Origin of the sequence: Nonomuraea sp. NPDC003709 (genome assembly GCF_040610775.1) — a bacterium.
Classification (GTDB): domain Bacteria; phylum Actinomycetota; class Actinomycetes; order Streptosporangiales; family Streptosporangiaceae; genus Nonomuraea; species Nonomuraea angiospora_A.
In genome coordinates this window covers 410,741-432,469 of sequence record NZ_JBEXMW010000002.1, presented here as the reverse complement: position 1 = coordinate 432,469, position 21,729 = coordinate 410,741, and the positions used below count along the sequence as shown (strand labels likewise).

Annotated in this window: 25 protein-coding genes and 1 tRNA gene; 10 read left to right on the top strand and 16 right to left on the bottom strand. The window is 71.0% G+C overall.

Annotated elements, in window-relative coordinates:
• Nucleotides 1-86: 86 nt before the first annotated feature.
• A complete protein-coding gene (locus ABZX61_RS06500; protein ID WP_355192710.1) occupies nt 87-1,913 on the bottom strand; it encodes a SpoIIE family protein phosphatase in 1,827 nt (608 codons plus the stop codon).
• 79 nt (nt 1,914-1,992) lie between these two features.
• Here ABZX61_RS06500 and ABZX61_RS06495 point away from each other — a divergent pair, with 79 nt between their 5' ends.
• Nucleotides 1,993-2,694, top strand: a complete 702-nt coding sequence (locus tag ABZX61_RS06495) for a GAF and ANTAR domain-containing protein (RefSeq protein ID WP_355192021.1) — start codon at nt 1,993-1,995, stop codon at nt 2,692-2,694.
• Nucleotides 2,695-2,727: 33 nt separating this feature from the next.
• On the opposite strand, the gene ABZX61_RS06490 is transcribed toward ABZX61_RS06495, so the two are convergent.
• Nucleotides 2,728-3,084 carry an STAS domain-containing protein gene (locus tag ABZX61_RS06490; protein WP_350726908.1) on the bottom strand — a complete coding sequence of 119 codons (357 nt, stop codon included), beginning with the start codon at nt 3,082-3,084 and terminating at the stop codon, nt 2,728-2,730.
• Between the two features lie 173 nt (nt 3,085-3,257).
• On the opposite strand from ABZX61_RS06490, the gene ABZX61_RS06485 reads away from it, so the two are divergent.
• On the top strand, nt 3,258-4,028 hold the full coding sequence (locus ABZX61_RS06485) for a SigB/SigF/SigG family RNA polymerase sigma factor (protein WP_355192019.1): 771 nt from the start codon (nt 3,258-3,260) through the stop codon (nt 4,026-4,028).
• Between the two features lie 15 nt (nt 4,029-4,043).
• The gene (locus tag ABZX61_RS06480) at nt 4,044-4,457 is read left to right on the top strand and encodes an ATP-binding protein (RefSeq protein WP_350726518.1); all 414 of its coding nucleotides are present in this window, start codon (nt 4,044-4,046) and stop codon (nt 4,455-4,457) included.
• 83 nt (nt 4,458-4,540) lie between these two features.
• On the opposite strand, the gene ABZX61_RS06475 is transcribed toward ABZX61_RS06480, so the two are convergent.
• From ABZX61_RS06475 to ABZX61_RS06460, 4 genes are all read right to left on the bottom strand, one after another.
• Nucleotides 4,541-4,738, bottom strand: coding sequence for a hypothetical protein (locus ABZX61_RS06475; RefSeq protein ID WP_185073178.1), 198 nt, complete (start codon nt 4,736-4,738; stop codon nt 4,541-4,543).
• Between the two features lie 6 nt (nt 4,739-4,744).
• Nucleotides 4,745-5,458 carry a hypothetical protein gene (locus ABZX61_RS06470; RefSeq protein WP_355192016.1) on the bottom strand — a complete coding sequence of 238 codons (714 nt, stop codon included), beginning with the start codon at nt 5,456-5,458 and terminating at the stop codon, nt 4,745-4,747.
• Nucleotides 5,459-5,466: 8 nt separating this feature from the next.
• Entirely contained in the window at nt 5,467-6,012 is a 546-nt protein-coding gene (locus ABZX61_RS06465) for a hypothetical protein (protein WP_350726514.1), read from the bottom strand.
• Nucleotides 6,013-6,082: 70 nt separating this feature from the next.
• Nucleotides 6,083-6,508 carry a hypothetical protein gene (locus ABZX61_RS06460; RefSeq protein WP_350726512.1) on the bottom strand — a complete coding sequence of 142 codons (426 nt, stop codon included), beginning with the start codon at nt 6,506-6,508 and terminating at the stop codon, nt 6,083-6,085.
• A 95-nt stretch (nt 6,509-6,603) separates the two neighbouring features.
• On the opposite strand from ABZX61_RS06460, the gene ABZX61_RS06455 reads away from it, so the two are divergent.
• Nucleotides 6,604-6,680: transfer RNA gene (locus tag ABZX61_RS06455), tRNA-Pro, on the top strand.
• A 48-nt stretch (nt 6,681-6,728) separates the two neighbouring features.
• Here ABZX61_RS06455 and ABZX61_RS06450 read toward each other — a convergent pair.
• Nucleotides 6,729-7,538, bottom strand: coding sequence for a phosphatase PAP2 family protein (locus tag ABZX61_RS06450; RefSeq protein WP_355192014.1), 810 nt, complete (start codon nt 7,536-7,538; stop codon nt 6,729-6,731).
• Between the two features lie 35 nt (nt 7,539-7,573).
• Here ABZX61_RS06450 and ABZX61_RS06445 point away from each other — a divergent pair, with 35 nt between their 5' ends.
• Together ABZX61_RS06445 and ABZX61_RS06440 are read left to right on the top strand one after the other, a co-directional pair.
• On the top strand, nt 7,574-7,759 hold the full coding sequence (locus ABZX61_RS06445) for a hypothetical protein (protein ID WP_355192012.1): 186 nt from the start codon (nt 7,574-7,576) through the stop codon (nt 7,757-7,759).
• A gap of 54 nt (nt 7,760-7,813) precedes the next feature.
• Nucleotides 7,814-9,088, top strand: a complete 1,275-nt coding sequence (locus tag ABZX61_RS06440; RefSeq protein WP_355192010.1) for an extracellular solute-binding protein — start codon at nt 7,814-7,816, stop codon at nt 9,086-9,088.
• Here the strand turns inward: ABZX61_RS06440 and ABZX61_RS06435 are convergent.
• Both ABZX61_RS06435 and ABZX61_RS06430 read right to left on the bottom strand, forming a co-directional pair.
• Nucleotides 9,085-10,116, bottom strand: coding sequence for a DUF418 domain-containing protein (locus ABZX61_RS06435; RefSeq protein ID WP_355192008.1), 1,032 nt, complete (start codon nt 10,114-10,116; stop codon nt 9,085-9,087). The two genes, ABZX61_RS06440 and ABZX61_RS06435, sit on opposite strands and share 4 nt — an antisense overlap.
• A gap of 149 nt (nt 10,117-10,265) precedes the next feature.
• On the bottom strand, nt 10,266-11,120 hold the full coding sequence (locus ABZX61_RS06430; RefSeq protein ID WP_355192006.1) for an NAD-dependent epimerase/dehydratase family protein: 855 nt from the start codon (nt 11,118-11,120) through the stop codon (nt 10,266-10,268).
• 90 nt (nt 11,121-11,210) lie between these two features.
• On the opposite strand from ABZX61_RS06430, the gene ABZX61_RS06425 reads away from it, so the two are divergent.
• Nucleotides 11,211-11,702 carry a MarR family transcriptional regulator gene (locus ABZX61_RS06425; protein WP_355192004.1) on the top strand — a complete coding sequence of 164 codons (492 nt, stop codon included), beginning with the start codon at nt 11,211-11,213 and terminating at the stop codon, nt 11,700-11,702.
• A gap of 99 nt (nt 11,703-11,801) precedes the next feature.
• Here ABZX61_RS06425 and ABZX61_RS06420 read toward each other — a convergent pair whose 3' ends face one another.
• The 3 genes from ABZX61_RS06420 to ABZX61_RS06410 all read right to left on the bottom strand — a co-directional run bounded on the left by ABZX61_RS06420 (nt 11,802) and on the right by ABZX61_RS06410 (nt 15,333).
• Nucleotides 11,802-12,596 (bottom strand): hypothetical protein, encoded by a 795-nt coding sequence (locus tag ABZX61_RS06420; RefSeq protein WP_355192002.1) that lies wholly within the window; start codon nt 12,594-12,596, stop codon nt 11,802-11,804.
• 805 nt (nt 12,597-13,401) lie between these two features.
• Nucleotides 13,402-14,148 carry a lysophospholipid acyltransferase family protein gene (locus ABZX61_RS06415; RefSeq protein WP_355192000.1) on the bottom strand — a complete coding sequence of 249 codons (747 nt, stop codon included), beginning with the start codon at nt 14,146-14,148 and terminating at the stop codon, nt 13,402-13,404.
• An 18-nt stretch (nt 14,149-14,166) separates the two neighbouring features.
• Nucleotides 14,167-15,333 carry a cytochrome P450 gene (locus ABZX61_RS06410; RefSeq protein WP_355191998.1) on the bottom strand — a complete coding sequence of 389 codons (1,167 nt, stop codon included), beginning with the start codon at nt 15,331-15,333 and terminating at the stop codon, nt 14,167-14,169.
• Between the two features lie 54 nt (nt 15,334-15,387).
• Between ABZX61_RS06410 and dhaK the strand changes: the two genes are divergently transcribed.
• The 3 genes from dhaK to ABZX61_RS06395 all read left to right on the top strand — a co-directional run bounded on the left by dhaK (nt 15,388) and on the right by ABZX61_RS06395 (nt 17,463).
• Nucleotides 15,388-16,368 (top strand): dihydroxyacetone kinase subunit DhaK, encoded by a 981-nt coding sequence (dhaK, locus tag ABZX61_RS06405; RefSeq protein WP_350726490.1) that lies wholly within the window; start codon nt 15,388-15,390, stop codon nt 16,366-16,368.
• Nucleotides 16,368-16,985 carry a dihydroxyacetone kinase subunit DhaL gene (dhaL, locus tag ABZX61_RS06400; protein ID WP_355191996.1) on the top strand — a complete coding sequence of 206 codons (618 nt, stop codon included), beginning with the start codon at nt 16,368-16,370 and terminating at the stop codon, nt 16,983-16,985. The genes dhaK and dhaL overlap by 1 nt, the downstream gene beginning before the upstream one ends.
• Before the next feature lie 103 nt (nt 16,986-17,088).
• Entirely contained in the window at nt 17,089-17,463 is a 375-nt protein-coding gene (locus ABZX61_RS06395; protein WP_355191994.1) for a phosphoenolpyruvate--protein phosphotransferase, read from the top strand.
• A 71-nt stretch (nt 17,464-17,534) separates the two neighbouring features.
• Here the strand turns inward: ABZX61_RS06395 and ABZX61_RS06390 are convergent, their stop codons facing one another.
• From ABZX61_RS06390 to ABZX61_RS06375, 4 genes are all read right to left on the bottom strand, one after another.
• Nucleotides 17,535-19,181, bottom strand: coding sequence for a thiamine pyrophosphate-binding protein (locus ABZX61_RS06390; RefSeq protein WP_355191992.1), 1,647 nt, complete (start codon nt 19,179-19,181; stop codon nt 17,535-17,537).
• Nucleotides 19,178-19,951 (bottom strand): cyclase family protein, encoded by a 774-nt coding sequence (locus tag ABZX61_RS06385; protein WP_355191990.1) that lies wholly within the window; start codon nt 19,949-19,951, stop codon nt 19,178-19,180. Before ABZX61_RS06385 ends, ABZX61_RS06390 begins: the two co-directional genes overlap by 4 nt.
• A 72-nt stretch (nt 19,952-20,023) precedes the next feature.
• Nucleotides 20,024-20,836 (bottom strand): carbohydrate ABC transporter permease, encoded by an 813-nt coding sequence (locus tag ABZX61_RS06380; protein ID WP_355191988.1) that lies wholly within the window; start codon nt 20,834-20,836, stop codon nt 20,024-20,026.
• Nucleotides 20,833-21,729, bottom strand: coding sequence for a sugar ABC transporter permease (locus ABZX61_RS06375; RefSeq protein ID WP_350726479.1), 897 nt, complete (start codon nt 21,727-21,729; stop codon nt 20,833-20,835). Before ABZX61_RS06375 ends, ABZX61_RS06380 begins: the two co-directional genes overlap by 4 nt.

The following is a 21,729-nucleotide window of genomic DNA, read 5'->3' as shown; positions in this document are numbered from 1 at the left end:
CTTAGGCACATGTCTACGCTTCCGACCATACCCAGTTTTGACTCGATCGCAAACCCCCAAAAATCAGACATCTCTGACTTCGCAGGTCAGACCCCCCGTAGCGCGAGGATCACAATCTCGTCCCACACCTGGCCGCCCGAGAAGGCGTGCCGGTCGGCCTCTAGCGCCTTGACCACGGTGGACGGCGACTGTCCCGCGCACCGGCCGAGCACGTCGGCCAGCCGCTCCTCGCCGTACGGCTCCCCGAGGTCGTTCCTGGAGGAGATCAACCCCTCCGAGTACAGCACCAGCGTCTCGCCCGCGGCCACCGTCAGCCGCTCCACGGCGGTCTCCGCCTCGGGCGCGAGGCCCAGCGGCACGCCGCCGCCCGCGGCGAAGCGCACGCCGCCGTCGGCCTGCAGCAGCGCGGCGGGATGGTGCCCGGCCGACGACAGCCTGATCTCGCGGCCCTTCACGAAACCCGCCGCGGCCATCACGAACATGCCGGCGCCCTGCGCGACCAGGGCCTCGTTGACCTTGCGCATCACCAGGTCGGGGTCGGACTCCCAGGTGCCCAGCACCCGCAGGCCGCCGCGTACCATCGCGCTGACCGACGCGGCCTCCTCGCCCTTGCCGACGGCGCCGCCCAGCGCGAACCCCCACCCGCAGGACACCGGGAACACGTCGTAGAACTCGGCGCCCACCGACGCCCCGGGATGGTAGACGGCCGCCGCCTCGTAGCCGGGCACGTCGGGCAGCTTGCGGGGCGCGACACTCGCCGACAGCGCGTCCGCCGCCCGCGAACGGTTCTGGAAGCTGGTCTGGGCGCGTACCGCCAGCCCGAGTTGCAGACCCACCTCCTGCATGACGGCCAGGTCGGCCAGCGTGAACGGGCGCCGGTCGTGCGCGCGCACCAGCGTGAGCACGCCGTCGCCGGAGCCGATCGGCACGCACAGCATCGAGCCCGCGCCCATCGCCGTCAGCAGCGGCCCGTCCGCGCAGAACCCGAGCAGGCCGTCGTCGTCCAGCATCTCCTGCACCACGCCGGAGCCGCGCTCCAGCACCTGCATCACGACCTGGCTGCCCGCCGGATCCGCGGATTCAACCTGCCGGACCAGATCGCCCAGCGGATGGTTCTTCGGCGCCACCACGACCGAGCGGCGCGGCACCCCGCCGCGCACCATGTCCGCGATCACCCAGTCGGCCCACTCGGCCGCCAGCAGCCGCGTCGCCCTCGGCAGCGCGACCGGGCGCAGCAGCGTCTCCTCTTCGAGCAGCAGATTGGCCATCTTGACCAGCAGGTCCTGCCGCTTGGCCGCCGCCAGCAGCAGAGCCCCGTCGGACTGCTCGGGCCGCCCCGCGCCCGGCTCGGGCAGCTGCACCTCGGTCGGCAGCGCCACCGCCGCCACCATCTGCTGCGGCTCGCCCGGCATGGTCATCCTGGTCAGCGCCAGCTGGACGGTGTGCGTGCGCCCCTGATGCGCCAGCCGTGTCTCGAACGCCGACGGCTGGCCCGTCTGCAGCACCGCCGTCAGATGCGACCGGAACGCCGCCCGCCGCGACACGTCCACCAGCAGCGGGAACGACCGGCCCACCAGGTAGCCGTCGGGGCTGCCGAGCATCTGCGAGGTCTCGGGGTTGATCCGCCTGACCACGCCACCGCTGTCCAGCACGATGACCGGCACCGGAAAGGCCCGGAACACCTGACGCAGCAGCTTCAGCTCCCGCTGCGCGCCGTCCTTCTTGCCGCCCGCCCGCTTGGGCGCCTTCTGCAGCGCCTCGCGGGCCTCGGCCAGCAGCTCGGCCGCGGTGTCGAGCTCGGCGAGGGCGGCGTCGAGCGTGGGCGCGAGGTCGGCGGGATAGGCGGTTCGCGCCTCGCGAAGCGAGGACACGCGTCCGGCCAACGCGTCCAGCGCTTGTTCGAGGTCCGGCATGGTCACCCTCTGACGCTACGTCACAAGGGATACGGGAGGCCATATCGGGTAGGGGCTTCCTGCTATGAAATCAACTGCGATGATCACCCCCGGTCTCGCCCGCGACCTCGCCACACTGGGCCGGCTGGGCGAGGACACCTCCACGGAACGCGTGCTGCGCGACCTCACCACGGCGCTGGCCGCCGGCGTACCGGGCTGCTCGGGAGCCTCGGCCGAACACTGGCGCGACCACCGGGTGCTGGTGTCGGGCTCCCACAGCGAGCTGATCATGCTCGTCGAGGGCGAACGCGCGCTCGGCGAGGGCCCGTCCGTCGAGGCCCGGCAGAGCGGCGCCCGCGCCGGCGTGACCGACGTGCTCAACGAGCCCCGCTGGCCCCGCTACGACGCGCTGGCCAGCCGCTGGGGCGTGCGCTCCGTGCTGGTCGTCCCCATCGACGTGGCGCCCGCCCTGCTGCTGGTCGGCCTCTATTCGGTACGCCCCGGGGCGTTCTCCCCCCAGAGCGCCCACTCGCTGGCCGACATGCTGACCGAGCAGGTCGGGGTGGCGATGGCCAACATGTGGGAGTTCGAGGAGGTGCGTACGGACGCCGCGCAACTCCAGGAGGCGCTCGCCGGACGGGCGGTGATCGACCAGGCCAAGGGCATCATCATGCAGACCAGCGGATGCACCGCCGAGGCCGCGTTCGAGGAGCTTCGCAAGATCTCCCAGCACCACCAGGTCAAGGTGGCCGACCTCGCCAGGCTCCTGGTCGACGAGCACCAGCGCAAGTCGAGACGCTGACCTCCGCGGCCCTGCCGCGCCCTGCCGCCGCCCTCAGCCGATGGCCGCCAGCGCGTCGTCGAGCGTGTCGTAGAGGGGCAGCCGCTGCGCCAGCCCGGTGATCCACATCACCTTGGACTTGGAGTATTCGACCCCGATGAGCGCGAACCTGGCGCCCGACGCCAGGCTCGTCTGCCAGTGGTGGACGATGAGCCCGAGCGCGCGAGAGTCCATGAACGTGACCCCTGCCAGGTCAAGAATCAGGTCCGACCCCGCCAGGGACAGGTAGTCGGCGAACTGCTCGCGGGTCGTGGCATCGAGGACGCCGTCAACCTTGATCACGGTGATCTCGTCCACCGTCGACGACGTCAGGGTCAGGGCCGCCACGGGCCCCTCACCGTTATCCGGCATTGTCACGGAGCAACCTTACTGTCACCACAAGAGGGAGGAATACTTCCCGCGATACGGGGGACACTTGATGCGGAGTCCAGCAGCGGGCTTTCGTCTCGAGAGTTGAGCGAGGCGTGCCTCTGCCTGGGCTTTTTTGCTGGGAGAGGGCGCCTGCGACCCATAGAGGAGCAGCGATGGCTGTGCAGGAATACGTCCTCGAGGAGATGACAGCGGAAGAGCTCCTGGCCGAAATGGTCAGGGAAGAGACCCCCGACAGTCACAGAGAGCGACTGCGAGAGCGCATCGTCGAGATGCACCGGCCGCTCGCCATGGAGATCGCCCGGCGCTACCGCTACCGCGGCGAGCCTTTGGAGGATCTTCTCCAGGCCGCGTACGTCGGCCTGATGAAAGCCGTCAACGGCTTCGACCCGACCCTCGGCCACGCGTTCCGGGGCTACGCGGTCGTCACGATGACCGGCGAGGTCAAGCGCCACTTCCGCGACCGCACCTGGGCCATCCGGGTGCCGCGGCTCTACCAGGAGCGCCGCTCGGAGCTCAACCGCCTGGTCGCCGACCTCAGCCAGGACCTCGGCAGGTCGCCCACCGTGGCCGAGCTGGCCGTCAAGATGAACATCACCGAGGAGGACGTCCTGCTGACCCTCGACGCCTCCGCCGCCTACAGCACCCTGTCGCTCGACGCGCCGCTCGGCACCGACGACGACGCCGCCTCCCTCGGCGACGTCATCCCCGAGGACGACGACACGCTGAGCACCATGGTCGACCGGGAGGCCGTCAAGCCGCTCATCGACGCGCTGCCCTCCCGCGAGAAGCACATCCTGCTGCTGCGGTTCTTCGGCAACATGACGCAGGCCGAGATCGCCGCCGAGTTCGGGATCTCCCAGATGCACGTCTCACGTATCCTCCGCAAGGTTCTCGACCAGCTGCGCTCCGAGCTGGTCGGCTGAGAAGAAGGTCGCCGGGTGAACGAGGACGGAGAGCCTCAGTCGGGCTACACGAGCCCGCCGCCCGGCGCGCCCGTGAAAGAGCTCCGCTTCCGACTGCCGGACCTGCCGCAGGTCCGGCAGTTCGCTGAGGACGAGGCCCGCGACGCCGGCATGCACGAGGACGTCATCGAGGACTTCGTCATCGCGGTCAACGAGGTCGCCACCAACGCCGTCACCCACGGGGCCGACCGGGCCTCCATGCGTACCTGGACGGTGAACGGCGACCTGATCGTGGAGGTGCACGACGGGGGCGCCTGGAAACCCGGGCCCAGACCGGGCGCGGTGGGCGGGATGGGGCTGTGGGTGGCCCGCCTAGTGTCGGCGGACCTGACCCTGCGGGTCGGGAACGGCGGCAGCACCGTCATCATGCGCTTCCCCGGCAAGGAGTGACGGGAGGCCGCCGTCCTCGGCGACCTCCCGTCTTCGGGGCCTCACCGGCTGGGGCCTTTTACCGGTGGGCCCTTGGCCGGCTCCTACCTGCGCGCCCGGCCACGCCAGTTGCTGTAACCGGTACGGATTCCGGCCGTGCCGACACCCGCCTGATGCAGGGCCAGCAGCGTCAGGCCGAGCAGGACGAACGTCATGCCGGAGAATCCGCCGGGGATCCGGGCGCCGACCAGGTCGAGCAGGAACCCCAGTCCGAAGATGATCGCTGCGACTACCGCGAGCATGTCAGGTCACCTCTTTCCCCAGGTCTGGAGATGGGTCCGGGTCGTCTGGATCTGGGGCTGGTTCTGTTGGCCGGAGAGGGCGAGCAGGCGTTCCAGGACGCTCCTGTAGTCGCGCAGCGCCAGGCGCATCTGCTCGGTGTCGGCGGCCTCGGTGTCCTTCCAGCGGTCGCGCAGGCCGTTCGTACGGGTGGCGAGGCTGCTGGTGAGGGCGTCGACGACCTCGCCGACCAGCCCGTCGGCGCGCCGCACGGCCTCGCCGGGGTCGTCGACGAACGACGCCTGCAGGTCGCGCCAGCGGGCCTGCACCTGGTCCGGGTCCTGGTCGAACAGGACGACGTCCTCGGGGGCGGCGTGCGCCGGGATCTCGCCCGGCTCGGTCTCCGGCCCGGCCGGCGTGTCCCCGGCGGTTCTGGCGTAGGGGTCGCGGTACGTGCCGTCGTCGTACTCGGCGTCGTACTCGGCCGTGGGCGGCGTCACGGCGCCGGGCACGGCTGCGGCGTACTCGTCGCCGGCACGCGGACTGTGCCTCTCCGGCTCGCCGTCGCCCGCGACACGGACGTCGTCCGAGCCGTCGTCGGCGAGCTTGCGATCGTCCGCGTACTCATCGGCGCGGGCGTCCTCATCGGCGCGCTCGCCGGAGTGCTCGTCGGCTCGGAGGTGCTCATCGCGCCGAGCGCGCTCCTCCTCGCTGCCGCTCCTGGGGGTGCTGGGGGTGCTCATGTGCTCGTTCACCGTCCTCGTGTGGTCTCCTGCAGCAGTTCCTCGAACAGCGCGCGGTAGTGCACCATGGCCTGCCGCAGGTCCTCCGTGGAGGCCTCCTTCCTGGCCGCGCGCCCGCTGATCTCGTGGGCCGTCCGGTAGTGGTCGAGAGTCTTCGCGTGCCCCACCGACAGGGTGGACAGCCGCTCCTCGTAGTCCTCCGTCGGGTAACCCCGTTCCGCCATGACCGCGGTGACCAGCTGGTCGGCCTCGGTCACCGCGAACCCGGGTGCGTCGACGAAGCGCTCCTGCACCTCGGTCCACTGGTTCGCGTAGGTGTCGCGCGACTCTTCCGTCAGGGGATGGATGCCGAGCTCCGCATGCCGGCGCTCCCGGTCGAGCAGCTCCTGCTCGGCCTCGTGGCGGGTGTCGTGCTCGGAGACTATGCGTTCGTACTCCGGGCCGAAACGTTCGCGGAGGTGGCCGCGGCGCCTCTGCTGCAGCACGACATAACCCACTGCGACGAGCGCCACCACCACGACCACGACGACGGCCACCCAGATTAAGGTGGTCATGTTGTTCGCCTCCGGTCTGTGTCTTGAGACCAGCGACTGCCCTCGAACAGGTGGGTCGAAACTCACCGCCTCAGCGGGCTTCCAGCGCCTCCCTGGCCGCGGCCAGCACGGCTGCGACATGTGAGCCCGTTGGTGCGGCGGGGATCTCGCTGAACCCCTCAGCCGCGTCGTACCGCACGTCGAGCCCCGCGTCGACGAGCCGCTGAGCCCACCGCAGAGCCGTGTTCAGCCGCTCGGCCGCGGGCGGCTTCCCCTGCGCGGCCGCCGACAGATTGCGCAGATTGGTGGCGGGCCCGGACTGGGAGTGCTCGCGGGCCAGCTTCCACGGCACGGCCCGGCTGTGGTCGAGCATCGGCTTGGCCAGCCCGGCGGCCCGCTTGGCCTGCAGCACCCCGGACTCGCTGACCCCGAAGTGCGCGGCCAGCTCCTGGACGTTCATCCCTTCGGCCACCAACCTGGCCAGCTCCCGCCGATCGATGGTCGGTTTCCGCCCCACTCGGCCCCCTCCGCCCCAGCTCTCCGTGTACGCGTGCACCTCCGATGTGCGCTAAGGTTATGACGTCCCGCTCCGCAGGGAGCGGCCGACACGACCGGGACGTAGCGCAGCTTGGTAGCGCACTTGACTGGGGGTCAAGGGGTCGCAGGTTCAAATCCTGTCGTCCCGACCAGATATCGCTGGTCGATGAGGGTGTCACTCGTCAGGGTGACACCCTTTCTCATGCTTGAGCGGCGTCCGTCGCGGCTGTCCGCCGGCGCTCGGCCAGGCGGCCCCATACCGATACGACCGCGATGGAGACGATCAGCAGCACGACGCTCCCGGCGATGTCGAGCACGTAGTGGTTGCCCGTGGTGAGCACGACCGCGACCATACCCAGCGGAAAGATCCACGCCAGCAACGCCGGCCGTGGGTGGGAGACCCGCAGCGCGGACCACACGGCGTACGCGCACCACAACGACCACCCCACGTGCATGCTCGGCATCGCCGTCAGGTTCTGGCCGTTCCCGATCTCGCGTGAGGCGTGGCCGCCCAGGAGGTCATGCTCGGCGATGATGTCGACGACGCCCGGCAGCGCGAACCGTGGGGGCGACATGGGCACCGCCCAGTAAACGGGCAGCACGAGGACGAGCATCGCGACGAGGGTCCAGCGGACCTTGGCGTAGACAGCGGCGTGCCGGACGAAGACCCACACCAGCACACCGATGACCACGAGGTAGTACAGGCGGTAGTAGTACACCGCCGGCTGGATGAGGGCCGGATGCTCGGTCAGCCACTGGTTCGCGCTCAGTGCGATGTCCAGGTGGAGGGCCCGTTCCATGGACTGCAGGGCCAGAGCGTTGGCGGTGGCGGCCGCGGTGTCGTTCCCGGCGGCGGCGTGAAGCCGTGCGAAGAGCAGGATCACGAGCAGCAGACCGGCCACTTCGACCAGCGGGGCGGGGCGCCCGCCCATCCTCCCGGCGAGTGCGACCGAGCGGGCGCGCGCCACCAGGCGCGATAATCGGCCGGCGGCCACCTCACGCGGGCTCACGCGAGTCACCCTAACTCACCGCTCCGGCATGGAACGTGTTACAGAACGACCACCTCGGCCACTTCCGCCACCTCAACAACTTCCGGCGGCCTCACCGCCCCGGTAATCTTGCTGGATTCTCTGACTCCGGTGGAGGGTCGTCGTGGGCTCCGGTGCTCGCCATGCCGATCAGCGCGCTCGGGCTGGGCTTCGACTTCTTCCTGGCCGGACCCGTGGAGTGACCGCCCCAGGGCCGCTGTAGGTCCTGCACCCCTCAACCCCCAGGAGGTAGAGCCGTGGGCTCTGGCAAGAAGACGTGGACGGCAGCGTTGCTGGCCACTGCTGTGCTGGTGATCACTGCGGCCTGCGGCAGCGAAGGCGCCGACGGTGCGATCACGTTACGTTTCGCCTACTGGGGCAGTGACGCGCGGCAGAAGATGACGCAAGAGGCGATCAAGAGGTTCGAGGCGAAGAACCCGGACATCGACATCGAGGAAGAGTTCTCCGGCTTCGGCACCTACTACGACACGCTGGCCACGAAGGTCGCGAGCGACGAGACACCTGACGTCATCACCCTCGAGATCCGCGGGCTGCGGGAGTACGCCGAACGCGGCACGCTCGCCGATCTGTCCAGCGCGGTCGACACCGCCGACATCGACGCCAAGGTGCTGGCCACCGGCGCCATCGACGAGAAGCAGTTCGCCATCCCCACCGGCGTCAATGCCTGGTCCCTGGTCGTGGACCCGAAGGCGATCAAGGACGCGGGGCAGAACCTGCCCGACGACACCACGTGGACCTGGGACGAATACGTCGACCTGGCGGCGAAGATCACCGCGAGCACCGGCGGCAAGGTCTACGGCACGCAGCAGGCTTTCAACCCGGCGTTCCTGCAGATCTTCGCCGCTCAGCGGGGCGAGTCCCTCTACAAGGGCAACAAGATCGGTGTCTCGCCCGGGACGCTCAAGGCGTGGTGGGCGGTCCACCAGAAGCTGATCAGGAGCAAGGGCTCTCCTGACGCCGCCAAGAGCATCGAGCTCGCGACCCAGAGCGAGGACCGGTCGCTGTTCGCCACCCGCAACGGCGCGATGGGGATGTGGTGGAGCAACCAGCTCGGCTCGATCAACAAGGCGTCCGGCGGGAAGGAGGTGGACCTGCTCCGGATGCCCAAGGCGCAGGGCGCCACCGCGGGCGGCATGTTCCTGCAGCCCGCGATGTTCTACACCGCCTCGGCGAAGTCCGGGCATCAGGCCGCGGCGGCCAAGTTCATCGACTTCATGATCAACGACCCGGAGGCGGGCGCGATCATCCTCAGCGACCGCGGCCTGCCGGCCAGTTCCAAGGTGCTGGCGGCGGTCAGGGACAAGCTTCCGGAGACCGACAAGAAGACGCTGGCCTTCCTCGACAAGGTCAAGGGCGAGCTCACAGACTCGCCCGCCGCCCCGCCGAAGCGCGCCAGCGCCATCGAGGCCATCCTCACGCGGTACACGAATGAGGTCCTGTTCGGTCGGATGACGCCTGACGAGGCCGCTCAGAAGCTCATCACGGAGGCCAACGCCCTCATCGCGGGCTAGTGGGCTCGGTTCGCGGGGATGCGCAGGGCTGAGCGGTGGGCCCAGGTGACCCAGCGCCAGAGCCACTCGACGGGACCCTGGCGGTGGCGGCGCAGCCAGAGGGTGGCGAACAGCCACTGGGCGGCGAGGATGACTCCCGCGGCCGCGTACGCCGCCGTCAGGGATCGGCCGATCGGCAGGCCGAGGATGCGACTGGCCGCCAGCACGAGGAGTGTGGCGGTCAGGTAATTGGTCAGCGCCATCCGGCCCAGTGGTGCGAAGAGGGCCGCCAGCGCCGGTCGCAGCGGCGTTCTGAGCAGGACCAGCAGGGTGCACACGTACACGCCGGCGAGCAGCAGATCGGCCAGGCTGGACGTGAAGGACGGCGCACCAGCCCCGTTCCGTGCCCACAGGGCTGAGGCCGCCCCCGCCGCGAAGGCCAGCCCCAGCAGGAGCGGCCCTCGAGTGGACCGCTCGATCTTCTCGATCATCCCGTACCGGACCAGCGCCGAGCCCAGCAGGAACAGCCCGGCGATCATCAGGGGCCCGCCACCCCCGCCGCCGATCAGCGCCGCCGCCACGAGCGCCGGGGCGAGGCCGGCCACGGCCCACCGCGGCAGCCAGGTGGAGGGCAGCAGCACCAGCAGGCCGACGACGGCGTACGAGGTCAGGATTTCGCCCCGCCACAGCAGCGAATGCGCGAGGCCGATCGCGAGCAGCGCCAGAAGCCGGCGCAGCAGGACGAGCCGCGGGCGGGGGACGCGGTTCGCGGCGGAGTCCAGCAGCAGCGAGAACCCGATGCCGAACAGCAGGGAGAAGATCGGGAGCCCGAGCCACGGGTCCCAGTCGCCCATGGGCTGCGTCGTGACGGCTCTGTCGCCGTTGGCTATCAGCTGGATGTTGGCGAGCAGGATCTCGCACAGCGTGAACCCGCGCAGGACGTCGAGCGCGGCGATACGCGGCCGGCCGGGGGAGGCCGTCGTCCCGGCGCGGGTGGAAGGGGCTCCGGGACCTCGGACCGGTCCCGGAGCGTGATCTCGATAGGGCATGCACCTCATCCTGGGGACGGGGCCCGGTGCGGACATCGACCACCGGTGGGGGCTCGCGGTCCGCCGACGGTACTTTCGGCCGATCCTCGTTCTCGACGGTCCCCACCGGGCCGTCGGTTCGTCCGGCTGGTCCGGGATGAGAGGACGCGTCAGGCGTAGGAACCCTCGACGAGATCGGCCACGATGCCGGGGCGGGAGGGCTGCCAGCCGAGCGTTTCGCGGGTACGGGTCGCGCTGACGCGCTGGCTGATCGCCAGAGCCAGGGCGAAGCCCTCCCCGAGCTCCCGCGCGGCCTCCTCGAGCGGCCAGGGCTCGGCCGTCTCCTTGACGCCCGCCGACCTGGCCGCCGCCTCGGCCACGGCGGTGACGGGCACCGCCTCCTCGCTGATGGCGTGATAGACGGCCGCCTCCCCCTTCTCCACGGCGGCCACGATCAGCTCGGCCACATCGTCCACGTGCACGAAGGTCCACGTCGGCGCGGTGCCGCCCGCGGTGACGTACACACCGGTCCCGCGCCGCGCGGCCTGGGCCTTCAGCAGCGCCGCGATGCCCGTGCCGCGCCCGTGGACGACGCCGGGACGCACCACGGAGCCGCCGCCGCCGATCACCAGCCGCTCCACCTGGTCCCGGTACGCCACCAGGGGGATCGGGTCGGCCGGGCTGTCCTCGTCGGCCCCGTCGGTCTCGCCGAGCACCCACACACCGCTGACGTAGACGACCTTCTGTGACGCTCCGGCGAGCACGCCGATCGTGGCCAGATCGGTCTCCCGGTCGCCGGTCAACTGGCCGGCGTGCACGATCGCGTCGAGGTCCGCGGTGATCGCCTTCTCCAGCGCGGCGGCGTCCGCCAGATCCCCGTACCGGACGTCGGCCACACCCGGCACCCGCCGCTCTCCCTCCGCCGCGGGCCGCACGTAGGCCGCCACCTCATGCCCCTGCGCGACCAGCCGCTCCACCAGGGCACCACCGATGTACCCCGTCGCGCCAAGCACCAGCACCTTCATTGTCCCACCTCAAAAATTTCGACATTGAACATTTCCACGTAGGACGATAACCCACGACATCGAACATTTCAATGTCGTACGATTGCCGTCATGGGAGATGCAGTCGACGCGATCCTCGGGCAGTGGGCCCGCACCCGGCCCGACGTGGACGTGTCCCCGATGGGCGTGATCGGCCGGGTGTCGCGGGCCTCGCGGCTCCTGGAGCGGGGTGTCAAGGAGTTCCTGGGCGAGCACGGGCTGGAGGCGTGGGAGTTCGACATGCTGGCCACGCTGCTCAGGAGCGAAGCCGACTCCATGTGCATGAAGGACCTGTCGGCGGCGGCCATGGTCAGTCCCGGCGCGCTCACCAACCGCATGGACCACCTGGTGGAGCGCGGGCTGGTCGACCGCTGGCCGGCGCCGGACAACCGGCGGATGACGCTCGTGGCGCTGACGGACGAAGGGCGGCGGGTGGCCAACGACGTCCTGGAACGTCACGCGGCCAACGAGGCCCGCCTCCTGTCCGGCCTCTCCCCCACCGACCGCGACGCCCTGGCCGGCCTCCTCCGCAAACTCCTCGTCTCTCTGGGCGACACCGTGTAGAGGGCTGCTCCCGGGGCTCGGCACCTGCCCTGGGGCGGTCCGTCGAGGCTTCCCTTTTCTGCGCCTGTACGGCCCCGCATCCGGTGGCCCTCTCTGGGGCTACTCCGGAAGGTCGAGCTCGTCGTAGGTCGCCACCTGATCGGCCGGAGGCGCTTGGATGTCGATCGGCCGACCCCACCGGGACAGACGGAGGTCGTCGACGTAATGGACGGTTTCGTCGCTCAGCTTGGGGATGCCGGGTTGCCTGGAGTCGCTGTGGCATCGGCGGACGAGCTGGTCCCGTCCGATCCAGAGCTTCCAGTCGACCCGGACACGGACGTACTTGCCCGCGGGCCTGTGAAGTCCGGCGATACGGAAGTCGGGGTCCGCCTTGGCGAGCTCGCCCAGCGTGATGGACCCCTCGTAGAGGGTGGTGCGGGTGCCGTCGTACACGCCGGAGGGGCGTTTGACCTTGGTGGCGGCGAGCAGGGCCTTGAGCGTGCCGGGATCGCTCAGCCGCATCTGGCCGCAGTACAGGGCGAGGGACCGCTTCTCCTTGGCGACCACCCAGCTCTTGCCCTCCGGAAGATGCTTGCGCAGGCTGGCCGACTGCTCGTAGTACCGGTCCGGGAAGAGGATGAGGCGCTGGCGATACTTGCCGAACATGAAATCCTTGGGACGCAGGATCTCGCTCGCGACGATCTTCCCCCGGCCCAGCTCGTGGACTCCCGACTCCCGGAAGGTGCGCGGCTTTCCTTCGGACCTGGCGACCAGGACGTCCGAGAAGGTCACACCGTTGCCGCCCGCCAGCTGGCGGCGCAGCGCGGCGACGGGGTCGGGGCCGGCCGCGGCGGCCGGTGACGTGACGACGGAGGTCACGGAGGTGATCGTCAGGGCGAGCGCCCAGAGCCTCATGCGGGTCGTCTCCTCGGGAGGTGAGCCATGCCGGGTGATCTTCGCAGGCCCAGATCTCGTTCCGGCCTCACCGACTCCACCAGCGCAACCGCCCGGGCCACGCGCCTCGCACCACGGCCCGCAAGCGCGGTCGCAGGCCGACCCCGCGCGGTGAACGGGCGCGGCCTCGACCGGCTCGGGTCCCGCCCGTGCCCGGCTCGGGTCGCGCCCGTGCCCAGTCGCCGCTGCCGGGGCGATGCGTTGCGGCGCGACCGGGTGGATTCGATTCGCGCTGCGCTTGTTGATCTTGTCCGGGCCTGTCAGTCGCATCGGAATGGCGGCCATGAGTCGCGAGGCCCTGGAGCAGTGGATGGCCGCCGTGGCGCGCGGCGACCTGGCGGACCCACCGGCCGCGCTGACGGTCGAGGACTGTACGGCCGCGGGCCTGGCGCCGTATGGGAGGTCCTTCCGGCGCTCTCGCAGAGGCGTGACGTTCCGCGCTTACTTCACCCCCGACCGGCGGCATCACGCCATGCTGCTGGCCGGGCCCGAGCTCCTGCTGTGGATGAACGGCCGGAGCGCGCTCGTCCCGACCGGCATCCGGGGCGAGACGCAGGGCGCTGCATTGGAGCGCTGGCTGGAGCATCGGTTCTCGATGGGCGGGATGGACGATCCGGTACGGGCACTGGCAATGTGGGCCTGGACGGGCCGCGCCGCTCGGGGCCGCGCCGCTCGGTGGGATGGTGGCCCACCGGCTCGGGTTGTGGGCAGGCGCGCGGAGTCGCCCGTGCTGATCCGCGCGACGCGTCCTGGCAAAAGCCCGGGTCTAGTCCTTCTTGGCGCGGGCCTCGGCCTCGGCGGCGTCCATGGCCTCCGCCTCCTCCGGCGTCGGGGCCGTGCCGCCCAGGTGGGCGGGCTGCCACCACACCCCCTGCGGCACCTCCGGGTACGTGCGCTGCGCCTGGTCCACCAGGCCCGACAGCCGCTTGTGCAGGTCGGCGGTGTGGTCGTTGACGTTCTCGCCGCGCTTGGGGTGCATCGGCTCCCCCACCACGATGGTCAGCGGGATGTGCCGTTGCGTGAGCTTGCGGGGCCGGCCCTTGGTCCAGAAGCGCTGGCTGCCCCACAGCCCGACGGGGATGATGGGCGTGTTGGTGGCCTGGGCCATGCGGATGGCGCCGTTCTTGATCTCCTTGACGGTGAACGACCGGCTGATCGTCGCCTCCGCGAAGACCCCGACGACCTCGCCGGCCTTCAGCATGCGCAGGGCCGTGGCGTACGAGCCCGCGCCCGCCCCCCGGTCCACCGGGATGTGTTTCATACCGCGCATCAGCGGCCCGGAGATCCGGTGCTCGAAGACGTCCTGCTTGGCCATGAAGCGCACCAGCCGCCGCGAGGGCAGCGCGGCGAATCCCGCGAAGATGAAGTCGAGGTAACTGATGTGGTTGCTCACCAGCACCGCTCCCCCGGTCTGCGGCACGTGCTCCGTACCCTCCATGCGGAACCGGACGTCAAGCGCGCGAAACAGGGTCCGCGCGGCGGCGATCACCGGCGGGTACACGATCTCAGCCATGAGCAGAAGGTAGCCTACTCAGGCGGGTGCCACGGTAGTCGGGAGCCGGACCATCCCGCGCACGTTCCCGTGCGAGATGCGCCGGATGCCGTCCGGGTCGATCTCGTACGAAGGCGAGACGGCCTTCGTCAGCTCCTCCAGCGCCACCCGGGCCTCCAGCCGGGCGAGCGGACCGCCGAGGCAGTAGTGGCGGCCGACGCCGAAGCTGATGGACCTGGAGGTGTCGCGGCCCAGGTCGTAGACGTCGGGGTCGGGGAAGACCGACTCGTCCCTGTTGGCGGAGCCGATCAGGATCCACACCTTGGCGTCGGCGGGGACCCCGACGCCGTGCCACTCGGCGGGCTCGGTGAGGCGGCGGGCGATGCCGTGCGCGGGGGTGTCGTACCGCAGCGACTCCTCCACCCACTGCGTGATCGCCCCGCCGAAGGCGGCGGCGCGCTGGCCGGGGTGGCGCCATGCCCAGTACCAGGCGGCGCTCAGCAGGTGGGTGGTGGTCTCCGAGCCGGCCCCGATCAGCAGGAACAGGAACGCCACGATCTCCTCGGGGCTCAGCCCTCCGTCGGCGACGAGCGCCGAGACGAGGTCGTCACGGGGTGCGGCCCGGCGGTCGGCGACGATCGAGGCGTAGTAGTCGCCGAGGGACAGGATGCTCCTGAGCCCCGTGTCCGCCATCTTGCCCTGAGGGTCATATTTCACGAGGATGTCGGACTTGCGGCGGACGTCCGCGCGATCGGACGGCGGCACCCCCACCAGCTCGGAGATCACGTCGAGCGGCAGCTTGGCCGCGAAGTCGCGGACGAAGTCGAACGTCCCCCGCTCGATGCCCTCCTCGATGTAGCCCCGCGCGATCTCCCTGATCATGGGTTCGAGCGCGGCCACCCGGCGCGGGGTGAAGGCCCGCGAGACGACGGCCCGCATGCGGGTGTGGTCCGGCGGGTCCATGGCCACGAACGACAGGTACGTCCGCGCCTGCGGCCCCCACGCGGCCGGATCGAGCACGGGGCCGTGGTCGCTGGACAGCAGGGCGCTGTCGCCGAGCGCGGCGGACACGTCGACGTGCCGCGACAGTGCCCAGAAGCCGTGCTCGGCATTGTGATAGACCGGCGCTTCCCGGCGTAACCACGCGTAGACGGGGTACGGATCGTTGTTGATCGCCGGGTCGTAGGGGTTGTAGACGACCTCCATCCCGCCCACGCTACGACGCTTGCGCCCTCGTGAAAATGGGCAGATCTTCTCACCATGAAGAAGCTCATCAACACGGCCGACTCCGTCGTCGATGACGCGCTGAACGGCATGGCCGCGGCCCACCCCTCGCTGCGAATGCGCGACCGCGTGGTCTACCGGGCCGAGGGACCGCGGCCGGGCAAGGTCGGCCTGGTCTCGGGCGGCGGCTCGGGACATGAGCCGCTGCACGCCGGTTTCGTCGGGTACGGCATGCTCGACGCGGCCTGCCCCGGCGAGGTCTTCACCTCACCGGTCCCCGACCAGATCATCGACGCGACCAGGGCGGTCGACGGCGGCGCCGGGGTCCTGCACATCGTCAAGAACTACACCGGCGACGTGCTGAACTTCGAGATGGCCGCCGAGCTGATCGAGGACGTCGAGGTGGCCAGCGTGCTGGTCGACGACGACGTGGCCGTACAGGACTCCCTCTACACGGCGGGCCGGCGCGGCACCGGGGCCACGCTGTTCGTGGAGAAGCTCGCGGGCGCGCTGGCCGAGCAGGATGCGCCGCTGGCCCAGATCGCCGCGGTGGCGGGCGAGGTGGACGAGCGCAGCAGGTCGTTCGGCATCGCCTTGACGTCCTGTACGACGCCGCACGCGGGCAAGCCGACGTTCGATCTGCCGGAGACGGACGTGGAGCTGGGCATCGGCATCCACGGCGAGCCGGGGCGGGCCCGGGTGCCGATGGTGTCGGCGCGCGAGCTGGCCGCGATCGCCATGGAGGCCATCCACGGCGACCTGCCGCTCCGCGGCGACCTGCTGGTCATGGTCAACGGCATGGGCGGCACCCCGCTCATGGAGCTGTATGTGGTGTTCGCGGAGGTCGCGGCCTTCGTCAGGGGCAAGGGCGCGCGGGTGTCGCGCTCGCTCGTCGGCAACTACGTGACCAGCCTCGACATGCAGGGCTTCTCCGTGTCGATCTGCCTGCTCGACGACGTGCTCACCCGCCTGTGGGACGCTCCGGTCGAGACGCCGGGGCTGCGCTGGGGGCGCTGATGGACACCGACGTGTTCGTGGCCTGGTTCGAGGAGGCGGCCAGGCTGGTGCACAGGGACCGCGACCGGCTGACCCGGTTGGACGCGGCGATCGGCGACGCCGACCACGGCACGAACCTCGACCGCGGCCTCACCGAGGTCCGCAAGACGCTGGCCGAGTCGCCGCCGGGGACTCCCGGCGAGGCGCTGGCCGCGGCGGGCGCGACGCTGATCCGCCGCGTCGGGGGCGCCTCCGGGCCGCTGTACGGGTCCGTGTTCCGGCAGATGGGCAAGTCGCTGGAGTCGCCGGTGACGCTGGCCGGGTTCTCGGGGGCGTTCGAGGCCGGGGTGGTGGCGCTCGAACGGCTGGGCAAGGCCGCGCTGGGCGACAAGACCATGGTGGACGCGCTGGTCCCGGCCTCCCGGGCGCTCGCCCTGGCCGTACGTGACGGGATCGGGGTGAAGGAGGCGTTCGAGCGGGCGGCCGAAGCCGCCGAGAAGGGGGCGAAGGCCACGATCCCGATGCAGGCGCGCAAGGGCCGGGCCAGCTACCTGGGCGAACGCAGCATCGGGCACGAGGACCCGGGGGCGGCGTCGGCGGCCCTGTTCATGGCGGCGCTGGCGTCGGTGGTGGCGTGATGAGCTGTCTTGGCCTCGGTGGTGGCGTGATGGGCGGGCCTGGTCTCGGTGGTGGCGTGATGGGCGGGCCCGGTGATCGTGTGATCCCACGCGGAGTCGGGTGATGGTGGGGCTGGTGCTCGTCGCGCACAGCGCGGGGCTGGCGGCGGAGGCGGCGGCGCTGGCCCGCGGGATCGCCGGTGCCGACGTACCCGTGGCGGCCGCCGGGGGCACCGAGGACGGCGGGCTGGGCACGAGCCTGGACCTCATCGAGGCGGCGCTGCGCAGCGTCGACCAGGGTGACGGGGTGGTGCTCATCCCCGACCTGGGCAGCTCGGTGCTGACCGCCCGCCTGCTGGAGGAGGACGGGCGGGTGGTGGTGGCGGACGTGCCGTTCGTGGAGGGCGCGATCGCCGCGGCGGTGGCGGCGGGCGCGGGTGTGCCGCTGGCCGACGTGCTGGAGGCGGCCGAGGAGGCCCGCACCTACCGCAAGCTGTGAGCTCAGTGGGCGCTCGCGCCTGACACAAGCGTGAGCTCAGCGGGCGCCCGCGCCTACCGCGAGCTCTGAGCTCAGTGGCCCTTGAAGGCCTCCTCCAGCCACCAGGACCCGTGCTCCGCCGTGACCTTGGCGTGCACCAGGAGCGGCCGGTCGCGGGGCCCGTCCACCCATTCGGCCACGCCCGCCAGGTCGCCGGGCCCGCCGACCGTCACGGCGGCGCAGCCGTAACCCCGGGCGATGGCGGCGAGGCCGGCCGGTGGGAACGTGACCGTCCCGAGCGGGTGCCCGTGCGGCCCGAAGTGGTGGACCTCGGCCCCGTACGCCTCGTCGTCGTACACCACGATCACCATGGGCAGGCCGAGCCGGACGACGGTCTCCAGCTCCGCGATGCCCATGAGGGCGCCGCCGTCGCCGAGCGCGGCCACCGGCAGCCGGTCCGGCCGGGCGATCGCCGCGCCGATCGCCGTCGCCAGGCCCAGCCCGATCGACTGGAACGCCTGCGTGAAGCAGAACCCACCCTCATCGGGAACATCCACGAACATCGACGGATATCCCATGAAATTTCCGGAATCGATGGCGACGATCCGCTCCCGCGGCAGGAGGTCGTCCAGCCCGATGCTGAGCGTCCGGGGGTCGATCCGGCCGCCGCCGCTCTCGTCCTCGTACGGCACGTCCCGCCAGCGCCCCTCGGCCCGCACGCGGGCGGCGAGCTCCGGCGACCGGTAGCCCGGGCGGGGCGCGACCTCAGCGGCCAGCGCCTCCGCGACGCGCGCCACGTCGCCCGCCACGCCCAGGTCGGCGGGCACATGGGTCTTGAACGCCGCCGGGTCGAGATCGACCTTCACGACCTTCGCGCCCGGCGAGACGAGCGTGCCGTGGCGGGTGGTCCACATGTTCAGCGCGCATCCCCACGCGACGACCAGGTCGGCGCCGCGGATCAGCTCGGCGGCCAGCGGCGTCGCGAAGCCGCCGCTCACGTCGAGGTCCCACGGGCTGCCGCGGAACAGCCCCTTCGCGACGGCCGAGGTGGCCAGCAGGGCGCCCGCGAGGTCGGCCAGCTCCTCCAGCTCCCGCCGCGCGTGCCGGGCACCGCGCCCCGCGATGAACACCGGCCGCTCGGCCGCGCCGAGCAACCGCGCCAGCTCCCCCACCTCCACCACCGAAGGACCCACCGAAGGACCCACCGAAGGAACCGCCGAAGCGATCGCGGGCGGCATCACGTCGGCAGGCCCCTCGAAGGGGGCGGCCTGGACGTCGAGCGGCAGGTTCAGCAGGACCGTGCGCCGCTCCTCCACCGCCACCCGGTACGCCTCGGCCACCCGCGACACCGCCTCCTCCGCCGAGGTGACGCGCATCGCCACCGCCCCCACCGCCGTCGCGAGCGCGGCCTGGTCGATGTGGAAGTTGGACTGGGCCTCCGTGGCCTCCCCCGCCAGCACGATGAGCGGCGTACGGCTCTTGGCCGCCTCGGTCAGGCCGGTCAGGGCGTTGGTGAGCCCCGGCCCCTGGTGCACCGACACGACGCCGACCCGCCCGCTCATCCGCGCGTACGCGTCGGCCATGGTGGCGGCCCCGCCCTCGTGGCGGGCGGCGACGAAGCGCACGCCGCCCGCCACCAGGGCGTTGGTCACGTGGAAGTTGCCGCTGCCGACCACCCCGAAGGCGGCCCCGACGCCGCAGGCGGCCAGGGCCCGCCCCACGGCCTCCGCGACGATCAACGTTCCACCAGGGCCAGCACGCGCACGGGGCTGCCGGAGCCGCCCACGATGGGCAGCGGCGGCGCGACCACGACGGCGCCGGTCACGGGCAGCCGGTCGAGGTTGCGCAGCTGGGTCAGGCCGTACTTGCCCGCCCCCAGCAGGAAGGAGTGGCACGGGAAGGCCGGGTCGAAGGAGTGGGCGGCGCCCGCGTCGGTGCCGACGGTCTCGACGCCGATCCCGGCGATCGGGGTCTCGGAGGCCAGCCACTTGGCGCACTCCACCGAGATGCCGGGCGTGTGGGGGCCGGAGGCGTCGGCGTTCAGGAAGGCCGCCTGGTCGGCGGAGCGGGTGTCCCAGCCGGTGCGGTAGAGCAGCCAGCCCCCGTCGGGCAACGGGCCGTTGGCGCGTTCCCACTCCTTGACGTGGTCGATCTGGAGGAGGAAGTCGGCGTCCTTGGACGCCTCGGCGGCGAAGTCGAGCACGACGGCGGGCGCGATGAGGCTGCGCACGGGCACCTGGGAGACGTCCTGACCGTCGCGGGCGGTGACCCAGTGGACGGGAGCGTCGAAGTGGGTGCCGGTGTGCTCGCCGGTGTGGATGTCGTTCCAGTACCAGGCGGGGCCGCGGTCGTCGTAGCGGCTGATCTCCTCCAGGCGGAACGGGATCGTGTTGCCGAACGGCTCGGGCAACTGGAGGATCGGTGTCTCGGACGAGAGGGGCGCCGTGAGGTCGATCACCTCGATCGCCCCGCTGCGCACGCTGTCAACGAAGCTCTGCAAGACCGACATGTCATCCTCCAGGTGGGCTGTGGGGTGGGCTGTGCGCATCCTCCTACGCACACCCCACCGCTGCCAACAACCTCAGCCCTTGAGTCCGCTGAAGCTCATCGTGGCCACGAAGTGCCGCTGCGCCAGGATGAACGCGAGCACGAGCGGCAGCACCGCGATCACGTTGCCGGCCATCAGCGCCGACCACTCGGTGTGCCGGGCGCCGGCGAAGGTGGCCAGCCCGAGCTGCAGCGTGTAGCCCGACTCCGACGAGATCGCGATGAGCGGCCAGATCAGGTCGTTCCAGGCGCCGAGCAGCGTGAACACCACCAGCGTGGCCAGCGCGGGCCGGGCCAGCGGCAGCACCACGCGGAAGAACACGCCCAGGGGGGAGCAGCCGTCGATGATGGCGGCCTCCTCCAGCTCCTTGGGCAGCGACAGGAAGAACTGCCGCATGAGGAACACCCCGAACGCCGACGCCAGCCACGGCACGATGGCCGCCCCCAGCGTGTCGATCAGGCCCATGTTCTTGAACAGCAGGAACGTCGGGATCATCAGCACCTGGGTCGGCACCATGATGGTGGCCATGACCGCCGCGAAGGCGACCCCGCGGCCGCGGAACTTGATCCGGGCGAAGCCGTACCCGGCCAGGGAGCAGAGCACCACGTGCCCGAGCACCGCCGACCCGGCCACGATCACCGTGTTGGCCAGCCAGAGCGGGTACTCGTCCTCGGTGAAGATGCGCCTGAACCCGTCCAGCGTGAAGTGCTCGGGCCAGAGCTTGGGCGGGTAGGTGTTGATGTCGGCGTCCGGCATGAACGCGGTCAGCGCCATCCACACCAGCGGCGCCACGAGCAGCAGCGCGAGCGGCATCAGGAAGAGATGGGCGAGGCTGCGGCGCGTCACTTCGCACCCCTCCACAGGACCGCGCCCGACACGGCGAGCGTCACGATGAACAGGACGTAGGCGATGGCCGTGCCGTAGCCGGAGTGGAAGAGCTGGAACGCCTGCCGGTAGAGGTAGAACACGATGGTCGTCGTGGAGTCGAGCGGCTGGCCCTTGGTGGTGGTGTAGACGAGGTCGAACAGCTGCAGCGCGGTGATCGTCTGCCAGATCAGCAGGAAGACCGTGGCCGGCCGCAGCTGCGGCAGCACGACGTGGCGCAGGACGTGCCGACCGGCGCCGCCGTCCGCCCGGGCCGCCTCGATCAGCTCGCGCGGGATGTCCTGCAGGGCGGCCAGGTAGACCACGGCGGGCATGCCCACGCCGCCCCAGAGCGAGATCGCGACCAGGGTGAGCATCGCCTGGTCGGGGTCCTGCAGGAACCCCATCGCGGGCAGGCCGAGCGCCTTCAGCCCGGCGTTGACGATGCCGAAGTCGGGGTCGAAGACGAAGTTCGACAGGATGCCCGTGGCTGCGGCGGAGACCACGTACGGGACGAAGAAGCACGTGCGGTAGAACCCGATGAGCCGGATCTTGAGGTTGAGCGCCAGCGCCAGCGCCAGCCCGAGCACCACCGAGCCGGGCACGAAGAGCACGGTGTAGAGCAGCGTGTGCCCGGCCGACGCGGCCAGCTCGGCGTCGCCGAGCATGTCGCCGTAGTTCGCCAGCCCGACGAAGTCGCCGCCGGTGAGCAGGTCGCCGTCCCGCAGCGAGAGCAGCAGCGCCCACACCGCGGGGAACAGGCTGAGCCCGACGATCACGAGCGTCGCGGGGAACACGAAGCCCCACCCGGTCAGCTGGGGGACCAACCGGCTCCGCCGCGCGGACGGCGCGCTCACCCGCGCCGTCCTGCTCAT